This is a genomic window from Cutibacterium sp. LaCa_255 (assembly GCF_057458005.1).
In genome coordinates, this window is sequence record NZ_CP190956.1 from 2,280,507 (window position 1) to 2,304,763 (window position 24,257).

Sequence of the window (24,257 nt, forward strand, 5' to 3'; positions counted from 1 at the left end):
CGAGTGGACGAAACCGTTTCGGCCGCCTTGAATGTCCTTGTCACGAGAGGCGTTCCTGGTTGGGTCGGTGGACGGATCCGGGGAAGAGTCAGGAGCTCCTCGAATGGAGGCGGGTCCACACGCCGAAAGGAGTCAGTTCCATGGGTGTAGTGCGCCCACTTCGGGCCGGGGTCGCGACTCTGGCCACCGCTGGTCTCGCCATCAGCGGCAGTCAGTTCTTCGTCCCCCAGGCACAAGCCTCCAAGACCGCAGTCCTGGCCCGTGTGTCGGCTCGCACCGCCGTCAACATCAGGTCCCAGGCAGGCGTCCACGGAAAGATCCTGGGTGTGCTCGAGAGAGGCCAGCAGCTTAATCAAACCGGCACGCCCGTAAACGGGTGGGTCCCGGTCGCTTACCGCGGCCACACGGCTTACGTTGACCATCACTACCTGTCATCGGTCGCCTGGCGCCCTTCGACCTCAAACCCCTCCGCATCCAGCTCTCCGGTTGGGTTCGCCCAGGCGACGACATACGTCAATGTCCGAGCAGGGCACTCCATGCAGACCACCAAGGTGGGGATGCTCTCCCCCGGCGAGAAGGTCGGCCTCACCGGCCGTACCTCCCAGGGATTCAGCGAGGTCGTCTACAACGGCGTCCATCGCTGGGTGGCTTCCCGTTACCTGAGCACCACCACCGTCAAGCCCACTCCCAAGCCCACACCAAAGCCAGCCCACACCACGACCGTCTACACGACCGCCAACCTCAACCTGCGCAACGGCGCATCAATGAGCACCTCGGTCGCCACCACCGTGTCTCGCGGCACCGCCCTCACCACCACCGGACGCACCACTGGCATCTGGACACAGGTCAACTACCACGGCCACAACCTGTGGGCCTCCAGCACGTACCTCACCACCACCGTCAAGCCCACTCCCAAGCCCACACCAAAGCCAGCCCACACCACGACCGTCTACACGACCGCCAACCTCAACCTGCGCAACAGCGCATCAATGAGCGCCTCGGTCGCCACCACCGTGTCTCGCGGCACCGCCCTCACCACCACCGGACGCACCACTGGCATCTGGACACAGGTCAACTACCACGGCCACAACCTGTGGGCCTCCAGCACGTACCTCACCACCACCAACCCAGCCCCCACACCCAAGCCCAAGCCCGCGCCCAGCCCTTCAGTTTCACCCAGTAGCGCCCGGGCCGCCATTGTCAACTACGCCAAAGCGCAGGTGGGTAAGGCCTACATCTGGGGAGGCGAAGGTCCAAACGGCTTCGATTGCTCCGGCCTGGTGTTGAAGGCATACCAGCAGGCTGGGATCTATCTGCCTCATTACTCAGGGTCGCAGATCGCGCGTGGCCATCGCATTTCCTTGGACGAGATCCAGCCAGGAGACCTCCTTGCCAAACCAGGCGGTGGTCACATCGCCATCTACGTCGGTAACGGGCAGATAGTGGAAGCAGCGAATCCACGTGCTGGAGTGCGCCTCACCTCTATCTACTCCTCGTTGTACCCACTTCGCATTGATTCGGACATCCTCGACTGAGCCACCACCACGCCGGCAACCCTCAAAGGGGTTGCCGGCGTGTGTAATTTTTGGCGTGCCGGGACTCCGGCGGTCAGACTTTCGAGCCGCCGATTTCTCGCCTGTGATGTGACCTAGATATGATGGTCCAGTTCGGCGGTCGCCATTGGTGCGCATCCGCTGAGTCCCGGTCGTCCAGAGGCCTAGGACACCGCCCTTTCAAGGCGGCAACGCGGGTTCGAATCCCGTCCGGGATACAAATCCAGAGCCCTGTACCGAATTCGGTACAGGGCCTTTTCATGCTCTACGGACGTCTTCTCACGTGACCACACTCCCTATCGCACCCCACCTCCCTCCTCTCCCAGGCTGTCGAAGTCCTCGACGCCGTCTGGACATCCACTATCTCTAAGTCCATTCGCACCATCTCTACCCCGAAAGCATTTCGTTGTGTTCGCTCAGAGTGAACACAACAGCACTGCAGACAGCCCCCCAGGGGGCAAGTAACACCCCTAGTCACAGCGTCTTTGAACCCCAATCCCGGACTCGATTTCCCTTCCACCCCAAAACCTTGCTATATTTTTCGAGCTGCCTGAGGCAGCGGTCAGGGCTCGAAAGAGCCAAGGCCCCGTAGCGCAGTTGGTTAGCGCGCCGCCCTGTCACGGCGGAGGTCGTGGGTTCAAGTCCCATCGGGGTCGCTGAAGCGGTGATGAGTTCATCACCGCTTTCGTGTTCATGAGACTTTTGCATGGACACGATGGCCGGGTAGCTCAGTTGGTAGCAGCGTTCGCCTGAAAAGTGAAAGGTCACCGGTTCGACCCCGGTCCCGGCCACCCCGAAGAACATTCTGTAATGCTGCAGACCGCTCAGCTTCCGCCTGATCCTTCATAATGTCATATCTTGACTGACTCTGTGACCTCACGGCTTCCCTGCCAGGATCCTCGGCGCCAACCCCATCGGATTGCGCCCAGCGGGTTCAATGTCGTCCACGAAGGCGGCTCAGGAACCTCGACGACGGTGAATCTCATCGGTTCTGGGCAACTACTACGTCGCTCTTCCCCCCAGCGTCGTCTCTGGCCTCCAGCATTCGAAGTCCTCGGCAGGGTCCGATCCCGAACTCGTGGCCAAGAGCATCTACCGCTACCACTTCAGATCCAGCGCTGATGGCCCCATTCAAGGTTTGACAGCCCGGAGAGACCGCGAGTCATGGAACGTGCACGTTCAACAAGTCGAAGGGGGCAGGCGATAATCTCGCCTGCTCCTCGTCATATCCCCCAGGAGGATACGTCAGCGAATCACTTCACCGATCCACTCATGAGACCGGACACGAAGTACTTTCCCAGGGCGATGTACACCAGCAGGGTCGGCAGGCAGGCGACGAGCACGCCAGCCATGATCTGCGGGTAGTTCGGGTTCTGCCCGGACGCCAGGGCGTTCAGACCGAAGGTGACCGGACCATTGTTCTGGTTCGTCAGGAACAGCGCGAAGAGGAAGTCATTCCATGCGCTGGTGAACTGCCAGATGAGGGTCACGACGAAGCCGGGAATCGACACCGGAAGGACGATCTTGGCGTAGGTCGAGATCGTAGCGGCGCCGTCCACGCGAGCCGCCTCAATGATCTCCGAGGGCACTGCGGTGGCGTAGTAGTTGCGGAAGATCAGCGTGCAGATCGGGATGCCGTAGACAACGTGGCACAAGATCAGGGTGGGAATACCGGCGAACCACGGAGCTCCCTGCTGAATGTCCAGCATCATGCCCGACAACGGGATCATGATGGCCTGGTAGGGAATGAACATTCCGAACAGGAAGAGCACGAAGATGACGTGGGATCCAGGGAACTTCCACTTCGCGAAGACGTAACCATTCAAGGATCCCAGAATGGCCGAGAGGATGGCTGCCAGCACAGCCATGACGAGGGACCGTCCCATGGCAGGAGCCAAGGCCTTCCACGCGGCCTGCCAGCCGCCCACGGACCACACTCGAGGCAACTTCCACGCCGTTGACTGATCGTAGCCAGATGGCGTCTTGAAACTCGTCACGAGCAGGGCGTAGGCGGGAGTGAGAACGAGTACTGCGAAGAACACCAGAAGGACGTAGCGGACCGCACCCATGGTCTTCTGGGCAGGGGTGCGACGGCGACGACGCTTCGGCATGTCGGTCAGGGCGTCACCGGGCAGGGTGGGAGGCACGCTGGCCTCACCCGGAAGCACTGTGGTGGTCATCAGCGTCCTCCCTTCTCGGTGCGGTTGGTGTAGATCAGGTAAGGCACGACGACCACGGCCACGATGACCAACAGGATCGTCGCGTTGGCGGCGGCTGCCGTCGGGTTGTTGAGCTGGAACATCTGGGTCCACATCAAGGTGGCAGGCACCTCAGCCGTGTAGGAGCTCTGGCCGGCAATGGCGTAGATGAGGTCGAACATCTTCATCGACATGTGCCCGACGATGATGAGGGCACTCAGGGCGATCGGCGAGAGCTGCGGGAACAGCACATTCCAGTAGAGCTTGAACTCGGAGGCTCCGTCGACCCGTGCCGCCTCGCGCTGGTCCTCGGAGATGCCACGGAACCCAGCCAGGAAGAGAGCCATGATGTAGCCCGATAGCTGCCAGATCGCCGGGACGGCCATGGCAGCCATGTTGAACTTCCCGGACGAGTACCACGACGACTGCAAGCCGGGCATCCCCAGGTGGACGAAGAGCTGGTTGAGACCGGTGGCCTGACCATCTTTGGCCGGAGAGAGCAGCCACCGCCAGATGACTCCGGCAGCCACGAATGAGACGGCCATCGGGAACAGGAACACCGACCGGAAGAAGCCCTCACCGGTGACGCCCTTTTCCAACAGGAGAGCCCACAAGAGGCCGAAGATCATGGTTCCGGCAACGAAGACCACCGTCAGGACCAAGAGGTTCCACATGGCGTGCTGGTAGCGGTTGTCGGCCAACAACTGGGAGTAGTTCTCCCAGCCACCGGGCGCCTTGATGCGTCCCGACTTGGTCTTGACCCGAACCAGCGAAGTGAAGACGGTCTTTCCGATGAAGCCGTAGACGAAGATACCGACGAGGATGATTGACGGCAGTACGAGGAGAAAGCTCGGAAGCCAGCGTCTCACTCTTTTCATGATGAATTCTCCCGGGTTCTGGGGGGTGACAAGTACGACACAGTGCCCTGAAGGCGTGCACGGACTCCTGACGCCGTCTCACCACCAGCACGACGAGATGTCAGGAGCAGCGCCTCCGGCGTGGTGTGGGGCCAGGCAAGCACGGGCCCCACACCAGTCGCGCCAGAATCAGACGGTCACTTGCCGTACTTGTCGTGTGCGGCCGCCAGCGAGGAGGCCAGGTTGTCGGTGTTCTTGTCCTGGTAGAACTTGCTCATCGCGGTGTTGATCTCGGAGCTCCAGGCCAACGAGACAGCAGCACCGTGAGCGATCGAGGAGACGATCGGCAGGTCCTTGAAGTCCTTCATAGCGTCCTGCTGGTACTTGCTGAATCCGTCCGGCTTGACATCGGTACGGGCCGGGATGGATCCCTTGATCTTGTTGAAGGACTCCTGGGCCTCGGCGGAACCGACGAAGCGCAACCAGTCCTTGGTGGCCTCGGAGTTCTTGGTGCCGGTTGGCAGGGTGAAGGAGTCGGCCAGGAAGTCGTAGACGATCTCCTTGCCAGGCACCGCGAAGGCGGTGTAGTCGGTGCCGTACTTCTTGCCCTTCATGTCGAACTCGGCGACGGCCCAGTCACCCATGACGTTGTAGGCAGCCTTCCCAGAAGCAACCATGTCGGTCGCGGCCGGCCAGTCGTCACCGTCGGAGGCGGTGTTGGTGAAGGTGAGAACCTTCTTGTAATCCTCGATGGCGGTCTTGACCTCGGGGCTGTCCCACTTGCCGTCCGGGGTGAACAGCTTGTTGTAGCCGTCGGCACCCAGATCAGCAGCCAGGATGGATTCGAAGAGCTCGGTCTGGGTCCAGGTGCCACCAACCGACAGCGGGGTGGCGACGCCGGAGGCCTTGACCTTCTCCATGTCGGCAATCCAGCCCTTGACGTCCGTCGGAGTCTTGGTGATGCCAGCCTTCTGGAGCAGAGCTGAGTTGGCCCACACGACATTGGCGCGATGGATGTCGACCGGCACCGAGTAGATGTGGCCGTCAACGGTCAGCCGATCGGTGAGGGTCTTCGGGAAGACCGACTCCCCACCGAGCTCCTTGATGATGCCGTCGACGGGCTCGATCTGTTCGTTGTCGATATAGTCGGTCAGCTCAGCACCGGCGTGCCCCTGGAAGGAGCCCGGAGGGTTGCCGTTCTTGAGGTCGGAAGCCAGCTTGGCCTTGGCGTTCGAGCCAGATCCGCCCGCGACGGCCAGATTCTTGAACTTGTCGTTCGGATACTTCTCGGCGAACATCTTCTCGAGGGCGTCGAGACCCTTCGCCTCGGAGCCGTCGGCCCACCAGGTGAATACGCCGACCTCGCCGCCGGCTCCGCCTGCCTTCGGGGTTGACGAGGACGTCGTCGACTCCCTGCTCCCGCTCTCGTCAGTCGTGGTCGAGCTGCAGCCGGCCAGGACGAGCATCGATGCCGTCGCAAGGGCTGCGATCTTCTTCGCGTACATTCCAAACCTCCGTGTGGTTCGGTCAGACCCCATCCCCCGGCCTCAGTGCCGCGGAGTTGATCTGCACCTGCTGGACGACGGTGCCCAGCAAGGGAAGTTTGACACAAAAATGTTAACGACGCTCAAAAAACTGGTGGATGTGAGATTTCACGCTAAATATGCGCACACCCACCGCTCCATCTCCGCAAAAACGTTGGCTCGCACTGACGGCGCGGAAAGCACCACGTCGTGCAGCCCACCCCGGACACGGACCAAGGTGAGATGGCGTCCCAAATTGACCGAGGCACGGGCCAACCTCTCGACATCGAGAACGGTGTCGGCTGACCTCATGGACGGCTTCCAGGTCGCAGACAGGTCGCTGCGATCCGAGATCAGCACCAACATCGGGACGTCTATGTGAAGCCCTTGGGCCACCGCCTGATGGCCGTCAAGAATGGCAGCCAACCAGCCGGCACGAATAACGAATGGTGCCCAGGGCGGGTTCTTCACCTCGGGCACATCCCATTCCCCGCCAAATTCACGACGGATGGTGCGGCCGAAGTTGTCCCGTGATGGAATGGGCAGCACTGTGGTTGGCTCCGCGATGCGCACTGACCGGGCCAGCGGTCCAGCCAGAGCCCTGGCGAGGAATGACCCCTGCAGATCGATCCACGGGGAGTTGAGGATGACCCCGTCGACACGTCCCGGATGGCGTGAGACCCACAAAGGTACGGTGAGCCCTCCGGTGGAATGGCCCATCATCGTCACCGAGTCGTGGTCAGCGCGCAGCAATGACACCGCTGCATTGATTTCCTCGTCGTACTCGGCGAGATCACGCACCCAACCAGCCATCTGGCCAGGGACAAGGTTCCGTCCGTACCGACGCAAGTCGAGACCAAGGAAGTCATATCCCCAGCCCTCCACCGCCTCGGCAAGATGGGCTTGGTAGAAGCAATCTGACCAGCCGTGAACGTACAGCATTGCGCGGCCATGACGTGGCTCACGACGACGCACCACACAGGCAGTCAGGAGTCCGTCGGGGTCGCCGACAGACTTGGCTGCATGTGGGAGCCCGATCCGGGCATATTCAAACCCGTCGATCAGGGGGTCGTTGAGCCACCTCACGGCCGCGTTACCGGCTCAGTCGTCCTCGCCGTAGTGGGCGTACTTCTCGGCAAGATCGGCGTACTCGTCAGACAGGCCGTCCTCGTCATGAGGATCTTCCTGCTGACGATTGTCGCCTCTTAGCTCTCGCTCCAGTGACTCGAGATCCATGTTCACCGAGCGATACTTCAGATCGCGGGCAACCTTGGTCTGTTTCGCCTTTGCACGGCCGCGCCCCATGTGGGTCGACCCCCTCGCTTCATCAATAGCGGCTTTGCCGCCCAAAATCATCAACTGTCGTAGGGCACAGGCTACCCGAGCGATGACCCTGGTACCAAAGTGGGCCACCGCAAGATTCATTTCCGGGCGAACGGTCTAGCCGCGAGAATGGCTCGAAACCAGCACCGCCCCCGGTTCGTCGGGTCCGCCACGACGGGAAACATGACCGCATTGCCATGCGAAAAGACCGCGACCAGCAAGCACCTCGATCGCTTCGGAGATGTTCGCCTCTGGCATGACGACGACCATTCCGACGCCCATGTTGAGAGTTGCCTCGATATCAGGTTGCGAGACGTCGCCCACCTGCTGGACGAGGGTGAAGATCGGAGCAGGAGTCCATGTCGACCGGTCAACAGTCGCGACGAGGTCGTCGGGAAGGACGCGGGCGAGGTTGTTGGCCAGTCCCCCACCTGTGACGTGGCTCATCGCGTGCACCTCGACCTGACGGATGAGGGCCAGCAGGTCGGATGCATAGACGGTGGTGGGCTCCAGCAATTCCTCGCCGAGGGTGCGTCCCAGTTCGTCGACGTGACGATCAAGGGTCCAACCGGCGTCGGCCAGCAACACCTTGCGGACCAGCGAGTAGCCGTTGGAGTGCAGCCCCGAGGAGGCCACCGCCAGCAGGACGTCACCCTCCTGGACCCGCTGCGGGCCGAGGATCTCGTCGTACTCGACGGCCCCGGTGGTGGCACCTGCGACGTCGTACTCCTCGGGGGCCAGCAGGCCGGGATGCTCGGCCGTCTCGCCGCCGAGCAGTGAGCAGTCCGCCTTGGCGCAAGCTGCAGCGATGCCCTTGACAACATTCGCGATCCGATCCGGATCGACGCGACCACAGGCGATGTAGTCGGTGACGAACCACGGCTCCGCACCCACCACGACGAGATCGTCGACGAGCATGCCGACCAGGTCGAAGCCAATGGTGTCGTGGACGTCCATGGCCTGGGCGATGGCGACCTTGGTACCGACACCGTCAGTGGAGGTGGCCAGCACCGGATGACGGTACTTCCCCAGCGCAGAGGCGTCGAAGAAACCAGCAAAGCCGCCCAGGCCGCCGAGAACCTCCGGACGACGAGTGGCGGCCACGTGGGCCTTCATGAGATCGACGGCACGCTCACCGGCCTCGATGTCGACGCCGGCACGGGCGTACGCGGACTCGTTGCTCACTGCTTCTCCTCATTGGGATCGGTATGGGTGGCATCGGCGACGACGTCTCGTGCGGATGCAGGCACCTGCACGGGGTAGACACCGTCGAAACAGGCCCGGCAAAGGTTGTCGGCATCGACGTGGGTGGCTCGGACGAGACCCTCCAGGCTGACATAGCCCAGCGAATCAGCGCCGATGGATCGGCAGATGTCCTCGACCTCCAGACCAGGGGCGATGAGCTGGGCACGGGTGGCGAAGTCGATGCCGTAGAAGCAGGGCCATTCCACCGGTGGGGAGGAGATACGCACGTGCACCTCGGCGGCTCCCGCCTCGCGCAACATCCGGACGAGCTGTCGCTGGGTGTTGCCGCGCACGATGGAGTCGTCGACGACGACGATGCGGCGTCCCTCGATGACGTCACGCAGCGGGTTGAGCTTGAGACGGATGCCAAGGTTGCGCAGGGTCTGGGAGGGCTGGATGAAGGTTCTGCCGACATAGGAGTTCTTGACCAGACCCATGCCGTAGGGAATGCCGGACTCGTCGGCGAAGCCGATGGCAGCCGGGGTGCCGGACTCGGGTACCGGGATGACGAGGTCGGCGTCGACGGGGTGTTCCTGGGCCAAGATCTTGCCGATCTTGACACGGACGTTGTGAATGCGCCGTCCGGCAATGACGGTGTCAGGACGGGCCAGGTAGACGTACTCGAAGATGCAGCCCTTGGGACGGGCCTCGGCGAAGTGGCTGGTGCGAAGACCGGCGGCGTCGATGGCGATCATCTCACCGGGCTCGATCTCGCGGACGAAGGTGCCGCCGACGATGTCGATGGCAGCAGTTTCGGAGGCGACCACCCATCCGCTGGAGAGGCGACCCAGCACGAGCGGCCTGATACCCTGCGGGTCGCGGGCGGCACACAGGGTGTGGTCATCCATGAAGACGAGGCTGAAGGCCCCCTTGAGGTGGGGCAGCACCTGGGCGGCGACCTCTTCGAGGGTGCCGTCGTAGGTCGTCATGAGGGCGGTGACCAGCGAGGTGTCGTTGCTGGAGTCCATCCGGTCCTTGTGAGGAACATCGGTGTTCGGCGCGCGCTCGACGATGAGAGCCTCGAGGGCGTCGGTGTTGGTGAGGTTGCCGTTGTGAGCCAGGGCGAGACCGCCGCCCCCCTGACGAGAGCGGAAGGTCGGCTGAGCGTTGTCCCAGACGCTCGCACCTGTCGTCGAGTATCGGGTGTGCCCGACGGCCATGTGGCCCCGGAGGGAGTTGAGGGTGGCCTCGTCGAAGACCTGGGAGACCAGTCCCATGTCCTTGAAGACCATCATTCGGCGACCGTCCGACACCGCCATGCCAGCGGATTCCTGGCCTCGGTGTTGCAGGGCGTACATGCCGAAATAGGTGAGTTTGGACACCTCCTCACCAGGGGCATAGATCCCGATGACGCCACAGGCGTCCTGGGGCCCGTGGTCCTGGGGGTCGAGGTCTGCGGTAAGCCTTCCGTCTGCGCGCGGCACGAGGCCACGGTATCGCACACTGGCCGATGGTGACTGTGGAACAGGTTTCAGGAGCGTCGGGGCAGCCCGTCAGTAGCAGGCTTCAGCCCCTGACCGGGGTCACCTTCCGGGCCACCAGGACGGCCAACAGGGTCGCCGCGACAGCGACGCCGAAGGTCACCGCGTAAGCCTGGGTGCCACCTCCCCAGTCGGCGAGGCGTCCGGCCATCGTCGTCCCGAAGGCATAACCGAGGCTGTTCACGGCCGCCATGAGGGTCATGACGGTACCGATCCGTCCGGCGGACGCCGAGCGCTCCGCGACGCTGTAGAGGGTGATCATGTACGGCGCCGCAGCCATGCCGAGGACGATCAGGGCCGGGACTAACGGGCCGAGGTGATGGACGACGAGCAGCGGGGCTGCGAACACCGCCAGCCCCAGGGCGAAGAGCTTCCACCTTGCGACGAGGTCGAGGCGTCTGGCCAACCTCGGCAGGGCCAGACCGGCAGCCGCACTGCCGACCGACAACAGGGCGTGCAGCAGGCCCGCCAGACCAGGCCGCCCCGCCTCCGTGGCAAGACTGGTGGTTCCGGTCTGGACGGACCCGAAGACCATGCCCATGAAGATCATGCCGACGCAGGTGGCCAGCACACCAGCAGTGAGCAACGGGCCGGGAGCACGACGCTCCAACGGGGTCGAGACCCCCGGACGGTCGGTCCCGCCACGGTGCACCTCGACGAGCCTTGACGTCGGGTCCAGGGCGAACCAGCTGCCCAGCACCAACAACATGGAGCCGGCGACGAGGAGGCCAGGGACGGGGCCCGCAAGCACCGCGAGGATTCCGACCAAGGCCGGTCCGAGGGCGAAGGCGGCCTCGTCAACGGATCCCTCCCACGCGAAGGAGGTCTCCAGCACCCCTGCCTCGATGTTGGGATTCGCCGCTCCTATGGCCCGCCAGCGAACTCTCGCCATGGTGCCGATCTGAGGCATGAAGAATCCCGCGACACCTCCGATGGTGGCCACGATTGGCCAGGTGGCTCCCATCTCGGCAGCCATTCCTTCGGCGATCAGAGCGAATCCACCGACCAAGGACTGCACCAACAGCACTGTGCGCTGACCGTGACGGTCGGTGAGGGCGCCGAAGATGGGAGAGCCGACGGCGATGGCCAGGGCCACGATGCCCGCGGCCAGACCACCAGGGCCCAGTCGTCCCGCCACCTGCGGACTGGAGACGAGCAACAGGGTGCCCAACTGGCTCATCGCCAGGGGCAGACGAGCCAGGGCGGAGACGGTAACGAAAGTGCCGCCTGGCAGGGAGAACAGAGTTCGGTAGCTCACAGAGCCGGACGACATGGGCAGGCCTCTCGATGACGGGAACAACTGGCTGTCCGCGTCTGCCCACCCTTCTGACGCGAGCCCCGGTGACCGTCACTCGGACAAGAGATGGTTCCGTCGGACGCCCCAGGCCCTGCTGACCGGCACAGCCGACAGCAGGGCCATTCTACGCGGGAACACCCTTCAGCGGAACTTCACTCAGCCAGGCCGGCGAGCATGAGTGCCTCGGTGAGGATGGCCTTGCGGAAGTCACTCAGGTGCAGAGACTCGTCGATGCCATGCATGCGCGACTCCGGATCGGTGACGGCCGTCACGAGGACGGTCGCCTGCGGGAACGCATTCTGCAGATCGGTCACAAGGGGAATGGCGCCTCCGGTACCCATCTCGACGGGCTCCTGCCCCCAGGCCAGCTTGAAGGCCTCGTTGGCGACCTCGGCCCGCTTCCCGGTGAAGGGAACGATGCCCGGCTGACCGAGCTGACCACGGGTCACCTTGACGTGGGCGCCAAACTCGACGTGGGTCTCCAGATGCTTGACGAGAGCCTCCATGGCCTCGCCGGCATCCTGACCAGGGGCGACGCGCAGGCTGATCTTGGCGCGAGCGGTTGCCGGCAGGATGTTGATGGCGTCCTTGACCGGGGTGGCGTCGATGGCGACGACAGTGACCGACGGCTTGGTCCACATCTTCTCAACGGCGCGTCCCCGACCGACCCACTGGACTCCGTCCAGCACACCGGTCTCCTCGCGCAGACGATCCTCCGGGTAGTCCAGCTCCGGGCCGGTGAATCCCTTGAGGCCGTCGACGGTAACCTCACCAGTCTCGTCATGCATGGTCGCGATGAGACGGCACAGAGTCGTCAGGGCGTCGGGGACGATGCCACCGAACTGGCCGGAGTGCAGCGCGTGGTCGAGGGTGGAGACCTCCACGACACAGTCGACGACGCCACGCAGGGTAGTCGTCAGGGAGGGCACGCCCTGGGTCCAGTTTACCGAGTCGGCGATGACGATGACGTCGGCGGCCAGCTCCTCCTTGTGGCCGGCGATGATCGCCTCCATGGAGGGGGAGCCGATCTCCTCCTCACCCTCGACGAAGAGGGTGACGCCGACCGGCGGCTTGCCGTCGAAGGCACGGATGGCAGCCAGGTGGGCAGCGACGCCACCCTTGTCGTCAGCAGTGCCACGCCCGAAGAGACGCTCTCCCCTGGTGGTGGCGACGAAGGGGTCGGTGTGCCACTCGTCGAGGTTGCCGGTGGGCTGGACGTCACCGTGGGAGTACAGCAGAACGGTGGGCTTGCCCTCGGGGGCAGGCCAGTGAGCGATGACAGCCGGCAGCCCGTCATTCTCGGTGATGACGTTGACGTCGGCGGCGCCAGCCTCCCTGGCGGCAGCTGCGACGAATTCGGCTCCGGACCTCACATCGTCGGGTTTCTGTGAACTGATCGACTGCACCGCGACGTGACGCGTCAGCTGCTCGACGGCACCGTCGAAATCAGCGTCAACCTTGGCGGACAGCTCGTTGAGAACATGCGAAAGATCCATGCTAAAAGTCTAGGGCCCACAGACCGTCCTGCCGTCGAATCATGACGGCAGGACGGTCAAGGCCGAGGGCGTCACTCCCCCATGGCAGCCGGGATCGGCTTGCGCCAGGTGCGCTCGATCTCGTCGAGGGACAGGCTGAACAGCCCGTTGACCTCGAACTCGCCGTGATCGATGACCTCACCAATCCGAGCGACCGGTACACCGTTCTCCTGGCACAGCTCCTTGAACTCGCGGTAGTCGGCACCGGACAACGAGACGACGGCGCGAGCTGGGGACTCCGAGAAGAGCAGCACCGAGGGCTCCCCCTCGGGCAGGGTGACCGAGGCACCGAGGCCGCTGAGCAGACAGCTCTCCACGAGAGCCTGGGCCAGGCCGCCGTCGGACAGGTCGTGAGCGCTGGAGAGCAGACCGCGCCTGGCAGCCTCCACCATGACCGCGGCCAGGGCCTTCTCGGCGTTCAGATCGGGCATCGGGGGCATGCCGCCGAGGTGACCGGCGTGAATGACGTCGTCGTAGACCGATCCACCGAACTCGCACTTCGTGGTGCCGAGCAGCAGGACAGCGTCACCGTCATGGGCGAAGGCGGAGGGGATGCGGGTGCGAACGTCGTCAATGACACCGAGGACACCGACGAGCGGGGTGGGCCGGATGGACTCGTCACCGGTGCGGTTGTGCAAGGAGACGTTGCCACCGGTGACCGGCACGCCGAGCTCGCGGCAGCCGTCGACCAGACCGAGGATGGTCTCGTCGAACTGCCACATGATGTCGGGGTCGTACGGGGATCCGTAGTTGAGGCAGTCGGTAACGGCCACCGGGGTCGCGCCGCTGACAGCGACGTTGCGGTAGGCCTCGCACAGAGCCAGCTGGGCACCCAGGTATGGGTTGAGGGTGGTCTGACGACCATTGGCGTCCAGGGACAGCGCGATGCCGAGGTTGGTCTCCTCGTCGACGCGGATCATGCCGGCGTCGTGGGGCTGGGCCAGCACCGTGTTGCCACGCACGAAGCGGTCGTACTGGTCGGTGATCCAGGAGCGGTCGCACAGGTGAGGAGAACCAACCAGAGCCAGCAGAGCACCTGCCAGACCCTCTCCCGAGTTGTCGCGCGGAAGGTTGTTGGCGTCATCGCCGTTGAGCTCGTCGATCCACCACGGACGAGCTGCGGGCATGTCGAGGACCGGACCGTCGTGGGCGACGGTGCGCGGATCGACGTCGACGATCCGCGCACCGTGCCAGTCGATGTGAAGACGGCCGGTGTCAGTGACCTCGCCAATGACGGTGGCGGCCACTCCCCAGTGCTCGCAGATCTCCATGAACTTGTCGAGCTGGTCCGGACGCACGACGGCGGCCATCCGCTCCTGGGACTCGCTCATGAGGATCTCCTCGGGGGCGAGGCTGGGGTCGCGCAACGGGACGCGGTCGAGCTCGACGTGCATGCCACCATCGCCGGCACTGGCCAGCTCCGAGGTGGCGCACGAGATACCGGCCGCACCGAAGTCTTGCAGGGCTTCGACGACGCCGGCATTGAACAGGTCGAGGGTGCACTCGATGAGCAACTTCTCCATGAAGGGGTCGCCCACCTGGACGCTGGGCCGCTTGGACTCCCCCTCGGCGGCGAAGGACTCGGAGGCCAGGATCGACGCACCACCGATGCCGTCACCCCCCGTCGCAGCACCGAAGAGGATGACGAGGTTTCCCACACCGGAGGCCTTGGCGAACTGTAGGTCCTCGTGACGCAGCACTCCGACGCACAGCGCGTTGACCAGCGGGTTGCCGTAGTAGGTGGGGTCGAAGAGGGTCTGGCCGCCGATCGTCGGCAGGCCAAGACAGTTTCCGTAGTCAGCGATGCCGGAGACGACACCGGGCAGTACTCGGGAGGTGTCGGAACCATCGAGGGGCCCGAAGGCCAGGGCATTCATGACGCCGACCGGGCGAGCGCCCATGGCCATGATGTCGCGAACGATGCCGCCGACTCCGGTGGCTGCTCCCTGATGGGGCTCGACATAGGACGGATGGTTGTGGGACTCCGCCTTGAACGTGACGGCCAGCCCATTGCCGATGTCGACGACGCCGGCGTTGTCACCGATGCCTGCCAGCAGCGGGCCGAGCGGCGTGCGCTGGGGCAGGTCACCGAAGCGTCGTAGGTACTTCTTCGACGACTTGTACGAGCAGTGCTCCGACCACATCACCGAATACATGGCGAGCTCGCCGCCGGTCGGGCGACGTCCCAGGATCTCCCGGATGCGCTGGTACTCGTCAGCGGACAACCCCAACTCAGCCCAGGGCTGCTCGACGTCGGGGGTGCTGACGGCGTTCTCAACTGTGTCTGCCACAGGACCAATCTAGCCGTTGGATGGCGTCATTGCCGCCCCGACCACGTATTGCCGGCTCACTCAGCGCATGGGGAGGGCGCAACGTCTTACCATGAGCCCCGTGAGTACCGCCCCATCGAACCCTCGTCACCGCGGTGCCATGACATGGGTGGTGTGGATCACCGCGGTCATCGCCTACGGGTTTGCCGTCATGCAGCGAACCTCTCTGGGCGTCATGGGGCTGACGGCCGCAGACCATTTCAACGCCCCGGCGTCCGTCGTCGCCACTTTCATGGTGCTCCAGCTCGCGGTGTACGCCGTTCTGCAGATTCCGGCCGGTGTGGCCGTCGATCGGTTGGGGTCAAGAGTCGTCATCACTGCTGGATCAGTCCTCATGGCCGTCGGCCAGGTCGTCATGGCCCTGGCAGGGAGTGTGGGAGGTGCCATGCTCGCCCGCATCCTGGTGGGATGTGGCGACGCCTTCATCTTCGGTGCTGCGGTGCGTCTGGTGCCTGCTTGGTTCCCGACTCGTCAGATCCCGCTGATGACTCAACTCACTGGTCTGTTGGGCCAGTTCGGACAGGTTGTCTCGGCCGTCGGCCTGGTGGCCATGGTGGAGACCAGCGGGTGGCGTTCGAGCTACTTCCTCGCTGCGGCCGGGGCGGCACTGGCCGCAGTGCTGGCCGTCCTTCTCATCCGTGACGCCCCGCCCGGAGTCGAGCCGGAACGCACCGACGCCAATCTCAAGCAACTCCCCCACCAGGTTGTCGAGGTCGTCAAGCATCCCTCGACGAGGCTGGCCTTCTGGGCCCACATGTCGTCGAACTTCGCCGGCATCGTCTTCTCGCTGATGTGGGGAATGCCCTACCTCACTCATGCTGAAGGCCGATCAACCGCCACTGCCTCGACCCTCATGACGGTGTACGTCATCGCCAATGCCATCGCCGGACCAACGGCGGGCATCCTCACCAGCCGGCACCCCATTCGTCGCGGCACCCTCATCGAGGCTATGATCGCCGCCTCCACGGTGGCGTGGCTGATCGTCCTGGTGTGGCCAGGGCCCGCTCCGCTGTGGATGCTCTACGTCCTCGTCATCTGCCTGGGCATCTCACTGCCCGGTGGGGGCGTTGGGTTCGACGTGGCTCGCACCTTCCAGCCCGGCAACCGGCTGGCCACCGCGACCGGTGTGGCCATCACGGGCGGATTCTTCTTCGGCCTGCTGGAGATCGAGATCATCGGTCTGCTTCTGGAGGTACTATGTCCCGGCGGGCACTACACCCTCAGTGGCTTCCGCTGGGCCATGTCCACCCAGCTCGTCATCTTCGCCATCGGTCTCATCGGCCTGGAGGTCAACCAGCGCCGTCTGTACCGGATGATGATCGACAACGGCGTGACGGTGCCGACGTGGCGGGAGGCACTGGCACGCCAGTGGCGGGTCGTCAAGCAGCGTCGCCGCTGAACAACCCGCCACTGTCAGGCGCGATGGGGCTCGTCAGCTGTTGTAGTCGCGGGCCGTCTCCGCACGAGAGGCCGCGTCACGAAGCTCCTTGACCGTCCGCGTCAGGCCACCCGTGGCCGAGGGGTGGTGCGCCAACCAATGATCGGCATCCTCGACGACGTCACCGTCCGGGAAGAGTCCGATCACCAAGCGCTGGGCCATCTCGATCGGGAACTCCTGCCAGATCTGTTCCAGGTCGTCGAAGTAGGAGCTGTTGAGGCCCGCAAAGGTCTCGGCTCCCAGCGGGGTGCGCAGACCGTCGATGAGTGCCAAGCAGTGCTCGTTGGACAGCTCGCCGGGGGTGCGCAGGCGTCGGTAGGCGTCCTGTTTGGCAGCATCGTCGGGACAGGCCGTCATGGCGGCCATGTGATGGGCGACGCCGGTCTTGGTGCGATCACGCTCCAGCTCGGCGTCGAGGTCCTCGACGCTGGCCTGGCCCAGGGCGGCCAAGGCCGTCCAGGCCTGCCACCGCAATTCAGGATCGACGGCAAGATCGGTGACGTGGCCGTCGAGGAGTTCGCGAACCCGATCGACCGACTCAGGGTCGGCTGTCGACAGGGCCAGAGCGTGGCGGGCCCAGATGCGCTGCAAGTCGCTGCCGGGCTCGGACTCGTCAAGTCCCTGCCATGCTCGAGCGGCCTCGGCTCGACGCGCGTTGTCGCGAGCCGAATCAGGCAGGTAGTTCTCGACCGCCATCCGCAGCTGCTGCAGCACTGTGGTGAGGATGGCCGGTTCAGTCTCCTTGGGGCCGTGCAAGGCGACAGCGTCGAGGTAGTCCTGAACCTTGAGCTTGGCGTCGCGAACCGCATTCCACAGCATCGACCAGACCAGCGCGCGGGCCAGCGGGTTCGGCAGGCCGGACAGGTGGGCCAGCACCGTTTTCGTCCCGGTGGCCCCCAGACGCACCTTGGCGTAGGTGAGGTCGTCGTCGTTGATGAGGATGAGATCCGGGGCAGGCTTGCCGACGGCCTCGCGCACCGGAGTACGCGGCGAGGACAAGGTCACATCGATGAGGTCAGTGCGCACCAGATCGTTTCCCTGCAGAGAGTACAGGCCGACGCGCAGGGTGTGCGGACGACTGACGTCTCGGCCGGTACGCACGTCGATGGAGTCACGCACCACGGCGAGCTTCTGGACGACCCCGTCACGAACGGTGAGTTCCGGCAGCAGAACGTCAGGTCCGGTGGTCTTGAGCCAGGCGTTCACCCAGGAGCTCAGGTCTCGACCGCATGCCTTCTCGAGGTGACGGATGAGATCGTCGAGAGTGGCTGAGGAGAAGGCCAGTTCGCGGAAGTAGTGGCGTGCCGCGCTGAAGAACTTCTCGACGCCGACGTGGGCGACGAGCTGCTTGAGCACCGACGCACCCTTGGCGTAGGTGATGCCATCGAAGTTCTGACGGGCGGCCTCCAGATCGACGATGTCGGCGACGATCGGGTGCGTCGTCGACTGCTGGTCGGCGGTGTAGGCCCAGGCCTTGCGACCGACGGCGAAGTTCGTCCAGGCCTCGCGGTACTCGGTGGCGTTGACCGAGGCATGGGCTCCCATGTACTCGGCGAAGGACTCCTTGAGCCACAGGTCGTCCCACCACTTGGGGGTGACGAGGTCTCCGAACCACATGTGAGCCATCTCGTGGAGGATGGTGTTCGTCCGACCGGCAAGCTCGGAGCGAGTGGCCGGGCCGCGGTGGATGTAGTTCTCGGTGAAGGTCACGAGGCCCGGATTCTCCATGGCGCCGAGGTTGTACTCGGGCACGAAGATCTGGTCGTACTTGCCCCACGGGTAGGGGTAACCGAAGGCGTCGTGGTAGAAGGCCAGGCCCTGCTTGGTGATCTTGAAGATCTCCTCATGATCCACGTACTCGGCCAAGGATGCGCGAGCGAGAATGCCCAGCGGGATGGACTCCGAGCCGTCGCGGGAGTGCCATTCGTCCTCGAATCGGACGTACGGGCCAGCGGCGATGGCGGTCAGGTAGGTCGACATCCGCGGGGTGAGGGCGAAGTCGTGCAGGATGCCGCCGTCCTCCTCGCGGGTGTCCTCATGGACCTGGTTGGAGATGACGCGCCATCCCTGCGGTGCGAGAACATCGAAGTCGACGTGGGCCTTGAGGTCGGGCTGCTCGAAGACCGTGTACATGCGTCGGGAATCAGCAGCCTCGAAGTGGGTGTAGAGGTACACCTTGCCGTCAGCCGGGTCAACGAAGCGGTGCAGACCCTGACCGGTGTGTTGATAGGGCAGCTTGGCGGTGACGACGACGAGATTCTTGCGGTGGGTGCGCAGTCCGTGCAGCTGAATACGGGAGCCGTCGTATTCCGGATCGACCTCCTCGTCATTGACGATCACCGACTCGATCTCGGCGTCGAGCAGGTCCAGGAAGGTGTCGGACTCCTCGGAGGAGAAACGTAGCCTGGTGCTGGAGGTGAAGTGGGTGGCCCCATCAGCGTCAGCACCACGCACGTCAACGCGGACGTGGTACCTCTCGACAGTGATGATCTCGGACCGGTGACGGGCTTCTTCGCGGGTCAAATTCGTCGAACTCACACCACCAGAGTATGGCAGTGGCGCGTGCCATGAGCATCCAGACCGAGCAGTTCCTCTGGATGAAGCTGTACCTCGAACCGATCAGGGTGTCTCATGTCCGCTGTTGACGGGTACGAGCCGGCGGGCAAGGGCAGCCGTGTCAGGGTAGGTCATCCAGCGATTCCTTTGGACAATCGACCTGCTGGACCGTCACCCCATGGGCCACGTCGTAAACCCGACACGCGACCGAGGATGCCGATTTGCCCCCGTCAGGTGGCAACAGAGAGCCTGACTCCATATGCCTGTATAAGTCGACACGAAACCGGGTCCCCTCACGACTACGCACAACCCACCGGTCGACGACGTTAACATCCGGCGGGTTGGTCTCGTTGAACCATGTCTGCGCGGCGTCCGCACGTTCAGCCGGGGAGGTGAGCCCATGCGAGTCCAACTCCTTGCGCAACGCGTCGGGCAGGTCGTAGTCAGCTCGACCAGCAACATCCTCATCTGTCTCAGCCTGGATCGTGCTGCAACCCGCCAAGCCGAGACAGAGCAACACGCACGAAGTCATGACGACCACAAACCGAGGACTCCTCATCGGCGCCCCCTCAGTTCTCGCCGAGCAACCGCACACCGCTCCGGCAGATACGCATCTATGGTACCAGCACCCCTGGCACATCCACATCGCACAGTCACGATTGCGACTAAGACGCGAAGTTCTAACAAGAAAGGCAGGGCGTCATCACTGCGCTTGGTGAGGAGCTTGCCGAGTCAACCGATGGTGATCAAACGCTGTCCCTCGAACCAATCGGATGTCTCATCTTCGCTGTTGACGAGTACGAGCCGGCGGGCAAGGGCAGCCGTGTCAGGGTAGGTCATCCAGCGATTCCTTTGGACAATCGACCTGCTGGACCGTCACCCCATGGGCCACGTCGTACACCCGACACGCGACCGAGGATGCCGATTTTCCCGCGTCAGGTGGCAGCAGGGAGCCAGACTTCATATGCCTATACAGGTCGACACGAAACCGAGTCCCCCGACGCCAACGCACCACCCAATGGCCGCCAATAGAGATGTCTGTCGGCACGGTCTCGTTGAACCAGGTCTGCGCAGCGTCCGCACGGACAGTAGGAGAGGTGAGCCCCCGTGAACCCAGTTCCTTGCGCAGCGCATCGGGCACGGCATAGTCGGCGCATGCCGCAGCATCCTCATCTGTCTCAGCCTGGATCGTGCTGCAACCCGCCAAGCCGAGACAGAGCAACACACACGAAGTCATGACGACCACAAACCGAGGACTCCTCATCGGCGCCCCCTCAGTTCTCGCAAAGCAGCCGCACGCCGCTCGGGCAAATAGGTATCCTACGGTACCAGCGCCTCGTCAACCGCCGACCTCGTTGGTTTTCCCAACGCCCTCGTTGCTGCAAGCCAGGACTTCGAGCCTGAGTGACATCGCCGCGGAAGGTGGAACGCCTGGGATGTCGTATCAGGCGCTGTATCCCTTCGGAGGAATCAGCGTGGCCATCTGATCGAAGCTCAGTTTGTAGGTCGGCGTACCGGCAAATCCGGCCGGATCAGCAACCAGCACCTCCCGGGTGTCAGGGTTGTAACCGACAATCGTCAGGTAGTGGTAGATCGTGCCACCCGGATAGCCCGGCGGATGATTGTTGGCTGGGGCGACGATGTTGGCAACGATGGCGTAGCCCTTGTCGATGTCCGTCGTGATGTCGTGCCACAACAGATCCTTCTGATCCTGGGTCGGCGGATCATTGGGCATGTACTTGTTCTCGTACCACTGCGGATTGAGGTGGTTGTTGAGCACGCTCGTCACCAGCGAGATGTCGTTGGTGCCGTTCTCGGTGGTTCCGAGCTCGTTGGCCATCTGCTGCTGACTGACATTGACGCCACGAGCTGACAGCGCGATCCGGGTCGAGGCCGGGCCACACCACCAACCGGTGGCCTGGTACTCGAAGTTGATATTGACGGTATGAAATCCGTGCGCGGCGGCATCGGCAATCTGGCCGTTGGCAACATCAGCGGCAGATACCTGGGCCTGGACGGAAGCGACCTTGGCCACCTGAGGCTGATTGGCCGGTTCCGAGCCAGCCTGGGCCGTCACCGCAGCAGGGCCAGCCCCGACCGCGAGCACCGCCAGACCGACCACGGCACCGCGCCGTAGCCTATTGATCGTGGAGATCATAAGATTTTCCCTTCAGTTGTGATGTGTCACAGGAGCGGTTTTCGGCGGGATTCTCCCCGCCGAACAGTCGTCACCGAGGGGGGCCTCAGCGGCCGGAGCGGTAATCGTTGAGAAGTTCGACGGACAGGTTGTACCAGTTGTCGTAACGGTCAGGGTATGCGGAACGCTGCACGGCCTGGGCCAGCTGACCGGGGTTCATGGTCTGCCAGCCAGGCTGCTGAATGACACCAGGGTTACTTCCGAAGGAGTTGATTCCGTAGAAGGACTGGGCAGCGAAGACCGGGTCCATGATCTGCTCGACGGACCCCCAGCCGGTGGACGGACGCTGCTGGAACAGACCGACGGAATCGCGGTCACCGTAGTTGAGATTGCGCAGGCTGGACTCCTGCATGGCAGCCATGATCGCGGCGTGAATGGCATTGTCCTTGCCAGCAGGATCGATGGCATTGGATTCTTCAGCGACACGAATGATGGTGTAGGCATTCTGACGTTGCTCAGCGGTCAGGCTTGCAGCCGGGACGCTGGATGTGGAGGCTGCAGGTGCTGCCTGAGCCACCGTGGAGGCGGCCACACCGGCTCCCGTCAGCGCCATAGTGAGAGCCGCGGCCGAACCGACCAGTCGTGCCGTTGTTTTCCCGAACATGTCGTCACCTTTCGTCGACGTCAATCAGCACATTACGGTCGCCGGTCTCATCGTCAACGGATCCCCATCAATGAATGACACCATTGTTGTCCTGAGGGCTAGTTCCATTACCAGAGGCACTTCTAGCCATGATCACGACCCATGAGGAATTGGGGAAATGCCACCATGAGATTTCCCTTGTCGCCATGATCATAAAGACATTGCACAATTCAGACAAAGAACTTCACACGGCTACGGATCAGGACATGCCCGAGGATCAACCGTTCGCCGTGAGTGAACCGATACCTGTCCGAAAGGGCATCTCACTCTGTTCGATCGAACTAGGTGGTCGTCCGAGTCCCCCGATGGGCATGGTGCCGGCTCTCCCCCATACCCTTGAACCCATGAGTGATGCCGCGCGAAGTGATTCCGCCCCCACCGGTCCCGTCCTCGCCGTGGACGCCGGACAGTCCAGCACCCGTGTCCGCTGCAAGCCGGGCCCTTGGGGTCCAGGGTGGATGGTCACCTCGTCCGGTGTCCGTACTGCCCTCCCCCTCGCCCCGCAGTTCGCGACCGTCATGGCTGACGTCGTGACAGCCCACCCGGAGGTCATCGGGTCAGACTGCACGGTGGCCATCGGGTCGTCGGGAGCCCGCGACGACGAAGACCCCGCTCCCGTCCTGGAAGCTCTCAAACCCTACGGCGTCGCTCGGGTGCTGCTGGCCCATGACTCCATCACCTCCTACCTCGGCGCCCTGGGAGACCAGCTCGGTGTTGTGACGGCAGCGGGAACCGGGGTCATCACGCTGGCCGTCGGCCACCACAATGTCGCCCGTGTCGACGGCTGGGGTTACGTCATCGGCGATGCTGGGTCAGCGTTCTGGCTGGGCCGCCATGCCCTCGACGCCGTCATGCGCGCCCACGACGGTCGTGGCGAACAGACGGTCCTCAGCGAGACCATCGGCGGAGATTTCGACGACATCGAGGCCGCCTACCTCGAACTCCACGCGGACCCACTCATGGTCTCGCACATTGCCGCCTACTCCACCAAGGTGACCGCCGCCGCGGAGGGGGGCGATCACGTCGCCCGTGACATCTGCGTGCGCGCGGCCCACGAGTTGGCTCACTCATCCATCACGGGACTACGTCAGACCCATCTGACCGACGAGGACAGCCCTGCCGTCGGCCTGCTGGGAGGCGTCATGAGGTCCCGCCTCATCCATGCGGCGATCGTCGAGAAGATCTCCGTGGCCATGCCGGGAGCGCGCATCGTCGAACCCCTCGGAGAGGGCCTCGACGGGGCCGCAGCCCTGACGGCCGTCAGCCCTGATTCCCCGCTCGGCCAGCGCATCCACGTCGCCCGGTGACGACAGCGTCCAGGACTGCACAGTTCTGACGACACGACGACGGGGTGACCTCATGAGGACCACCCCGTCACACATATCCGGGAAACCCGGACACCCCGCTTACAGCTGGGCTGACAAGAAGGTCAGCAGGGACCGGAAGAATCCCAGCCCATCGGTGCCGGCACCGGTGAGCTCCTCCACGGAATGCTCCGGGTGAGGCATCAGACCGACGACGTTTCCCGCCTCATTGGTGACACCGGCAATGTCGTGAACCGAGCCGTTCGGGTTGTCGGTGTAGCGGAACACGACCTGATTGTTGGCCTCCAAGGTCGCCAGGGTCGCAGGATCAGCCACGTAGTTGCCTTCGCCATGCTTGGCCGCGATGCGAATGCGCTGACTGGCGCGGAAGGCGCAGGTCCACACGGTGTCAACGCTGGCGACCTGAAGCTGCTGCACTGAGCAGTGGAAACGCCGCTTCTCGTTGCGCATCAGGGTGCCAGGCAGCAGGTGAGACTCGCAGAGCACCTGGAATCCGTTGCAGATGCCGAGCACAGGAAGACCAGCTTCCACCGCTTCACGAATGGAGGACATCACCGGCGAGGCTGCAGCCAGGGCGCCCGAGCGCAGATAGTCGCCGTAGGAGAACCCTCCCGGAAGGACGACGGCGTCAACCCCGGCCAGATCCGTCGAGGCGTACCACAGCGGCACGGGCTCAGCCCCAGCCAGGCGAACAGCCCTTGCGGCATCCTGGTCGTCAAGGGTTCCGGGGAAGGTGACGACTCCGATACGTGTCAT

General features: G+C 63.8%; 19 protein-coding genes and 3 tRNA genes. 6 read left to right on the top strand and 16 right to left on the bottom strand.

Annotated elements, in window-relative coordinates; genetic code table 11:
• The first annotated feature begins 140 nt into the window (after positions 1-140).
• From ACP8ML_RS10405 to ACP8ML_RS10420, 4 genes are all read left to right on the top strand, one after another.
• The gene (locus ACP8ML_RS10405) at positions 141-1,535 is read left to right on the top strand and encodes a C40 family peptidase (protein ID WP_212750690.1); all 1,395 of its coding nucleotides are present in this window, start codon (positions 141-143) and stop codon (positions 1,533-1,535) included.
• A 163-nt stretch (positions 1,536-1,698) separates the two neighbouring features.
• A tRNA-Glu gene (locus ACP8ML_RS10410) sits at positions 1,699-1,771 on the top strand.
• 364 nt (positions 1,772-2,135) lie between these two features.
• Positions 2,136-2,209 (top strand) — tRNA-Asp (locus ACP8ML_RS10415).
• A gap of 61 nt (positions 2,210-2,270) precedes the next feature.
• A tRNA-Phe gene (locus tag ACP8ML_RS10420) sits at positions 2,271-2,344 on the top strand.
• 462 nt (positions 2,345-2,806) lie between these two features.
• Here ACP8ML_RS10420 and ACP8ML_RS10425 read toward each other — a convergent pair.
• The 10 genes from ACP8ML_RS10425 to purL all read right to left on the bottom strand — a co-directional run bounded on the left by ACP8ML_RS10425 (position 2,807) and on the right by purL (position 15,303).
• Positions 2,807-3,733 carry a carbohydrate ABC transporter permease gene (locus ACP8ML_RS10425; RefSeq protein WP_117189402.1) on the bottom strand — a complete coding sequence of 309 codons (927 nt, stop codon included), beginning with the start codon at positions 3,731-3,733 and terminating at the stop codon, positions 2,807-2,809.
• A complete protein-coding gene (locus tag ACP8ML_RS10430) occupies positions 3,733-4,629 on the bottom strand; it encodes a carbohydrate ABC transporter permease (RefSeq protein WP_063279322.1) in 897 nt (298 codons plus the stop codon). The genes ACP8ML_RS10425 and ACP8ML_RS10430 overlap by 1 nt, the downstream gene beginning before the upstream one ends.
• A gap of 176 nt (positions 4,630-4,805) precedes the next feature.
• Positions 4,806-6,113 carry an ABC transporter substrate-binding protein gene (locus ACP8ML_RS10435; protein WP_117189403.1) on the bottom strand — a complete coding sequence of 436 codons (1,308 nt, stop codon included), beginning with the start codon at positions 6,111-6,113 and terminating at the stop codon, positions 4,806-4,808.
• A gap of 147 nt (positions 6,114-6,260) precedes the next feature.
• Positions 6,261-7,217, bottom strand: coding sequence for an alpha/beta hydrolase (locus tag ACP8ML_RS10440; protein WP_117189404.1), 957 nt, complete (start codon positions 7,215-7,217; stop codon positions 6,261-6,263).
• Positions 7,218-7,232: 15 nt separating this feature from the next.
• The gene (locus ACP8ML_RS10445) at positions 7,233-7,436 is read right to left on the bottom strand and encodes a DUF3073 domain-containing protein (protein ID WP_023033181.1); all 204 of its coding nucleotides are present in this window, start codon (positions 7,434-7,436) and stop codon (positions 7,233-7,235) included.
• A gap of 135 nt (positions 7,437-7,571) precedes the next feature.
• Complete coding sequence (gene purM / locus ACP8ML_RS10450) at positions 7,572-8,639, bottom strand: phosphoribosylformylglycinamidine cyclo-ligase (RefSeq protein ID WP_117189405.1); 1,068 nt, start codon at positions 8,637-8,639, stop codon at positions 7,572-7,574.
• Positions 8,636-10,123, bottom strand: a complete 1,488-nt coding sequence (gene purF / locus ACP8ML_RS10455) for an amidophosphoribosyltransferase (RefSeq protein WP_016666173.1) — start codon at positions 10,121-10,123, stop codon at positions 8,636-8,638. Before purF ends, purM begins: the two co-directional genes overlap by 4 nt.
• An 82-nt stretch (positions 10,124-10,205) precedes the next feature.
• Positions 10,206-11,453, bottom strand: coding sequence for an MFS transporter (locus ACP8ML_RS10460; RefSeq protein ID WP_117189406.1), 1,248 nt, complete (start codon positions 11,451-11,453; stop codon positions 10,206-10,208).
• Between the two features lie 176 nt (positions 11,454-11,629).
• Entirely contained in the window at positions 11,630-12,973 is a 1,344-nt protein-coding gene (locus ACP8ML_RS10465; RefSeq protein ID WP_117189407.1) for a dipeptidase, read from the bottom strand.
• 71 nt (positions 12,974-13,044) lie between these two features.
• The gene (gene purL / locus ACP8ML_RS10470) at positions 13,045-15,303 is read right to left on the bottom strand and encodes a phosphoribosylformylglycinamidine synthase subunit PurL (protein ID WP_065673505.1); all 2,259 of its coding nucleotides are present in this window, start codon (positions 15,301-15,303) and stop codon (positions 13,045-13,047) included.
• 139 nt (positions 15,304-15,442) lie between these two features.
• On the opposite strand from purL, the gene ACP8ML_RS10475 reads away from it, so the two are divergent.
• Positions 15,443-16,741: an MFS transporter gene (locus tag ACP8ML_RS10475; protein ID WP_117189451.1), complete on the top strand. Its 1,299-nt coding sequence runs from the start codon at positions 15,443-15,445 to the stop codon at positions 16,739-16,741.
• Between the two features lie 33 nt (positions 16,742-16,774).
• On the opposite strand, the gene pepN is transcribed toward ACP8ML_RS10475, so the two are convergent.
• The 5 genes from pepN to ACP8ML_RS10500 all read right to left on the bottom strand — a co-directional run bounded on the left by pepN (position 16,775) and on the right by ACP8ML_RS10500 (position 22,137).
• On the bottom strand, positions 16,775-19,318 hold the full coding sequence (gene pepN / locus ACP8ML_RS10480) for an aminopeptidase N (RefSeq protein WP_171048622.1): 2,544 nt from the start codon (positions 19,316-19,318) through the stop codon (positions 16,775-16,777).
• A 139-nt stretch (positions 19,319-19,457) separates the two neighbouring features.
• The gene (locus tag ACP8ML_RS10485) at positions 19,458-19,895 is read right to left on the bottom strand and encodes a hypothetical protein (protein ID WP_117189408.1); all 438 of its coding nucleotides are present in this window, start codon (positions 19,893-19,895) and stop codon (positions 19,458-19,460) included.
• A 267-nt stretch (positions 19,896-20,162) separates the two neighbouring features.
• The gene (locus ACP8ML_RS10490; RefSeq protein ID WP_117189409.1) at positions 20,163-20,600 is read right to left on the bottom strand and encodes a hypothetical protein; all 438 of its coding nucleotides are present in this window, start codon (positions 20,598-20,600) and stop codon (positions 20,163-20,165) included.
• Between the two features lie 180 nt (positions 20,601-20,780).
• A complete protein-coding gene (locus ACP8ML_RS10495) occupies positions 20,781-21,494 on the bottom strand; it encodes a C39 family peptidase (protein ID WP_065673510.1) in 714 nt (237 codons plus the stop codon).
• Positions 21,495-21,579: 85 nt separating this feature from the next.
• Entirely contained in the window at positions 21,580-22,137 is a 558-nt protein-coding gene (locus tag ACP8ML_RS10500; protein ID WP_171048623.1) for a cell wall hydrolase, read from the bottom strand.
• Between the two features lie 383 nt (positions 22,138-22,520).
• Between ACP8ML_RS10500 and ACP8ML_RS10505 the strand changes: the two genes are divergently transcribed.
• A complete protein-coding gene (locus ACP8ML_RS10505) occupies positions 22,521-23,483 on the top strand; it encodes an N-acetylglucosamine kinase (protein WP_117189453.1) in 963 nt (320 codons plus the stop codon).
• Between the two features lie 99 nt (positions 23,484-23,582).
• Here ACP8ML_RS10505 and purQ read toward each other — a convergent pair whose 3' ends face one another.
• Entirely contained in the window at positions 23,583-24,257 is a 675-nt protein-coding gene (gene purQ, locus ACP8ML_RS10510; RefSeq protein ID WP_065673511.1) for a phosphoribosylformylglycinamidine synthase subunit PurQ, read from the bottom strand.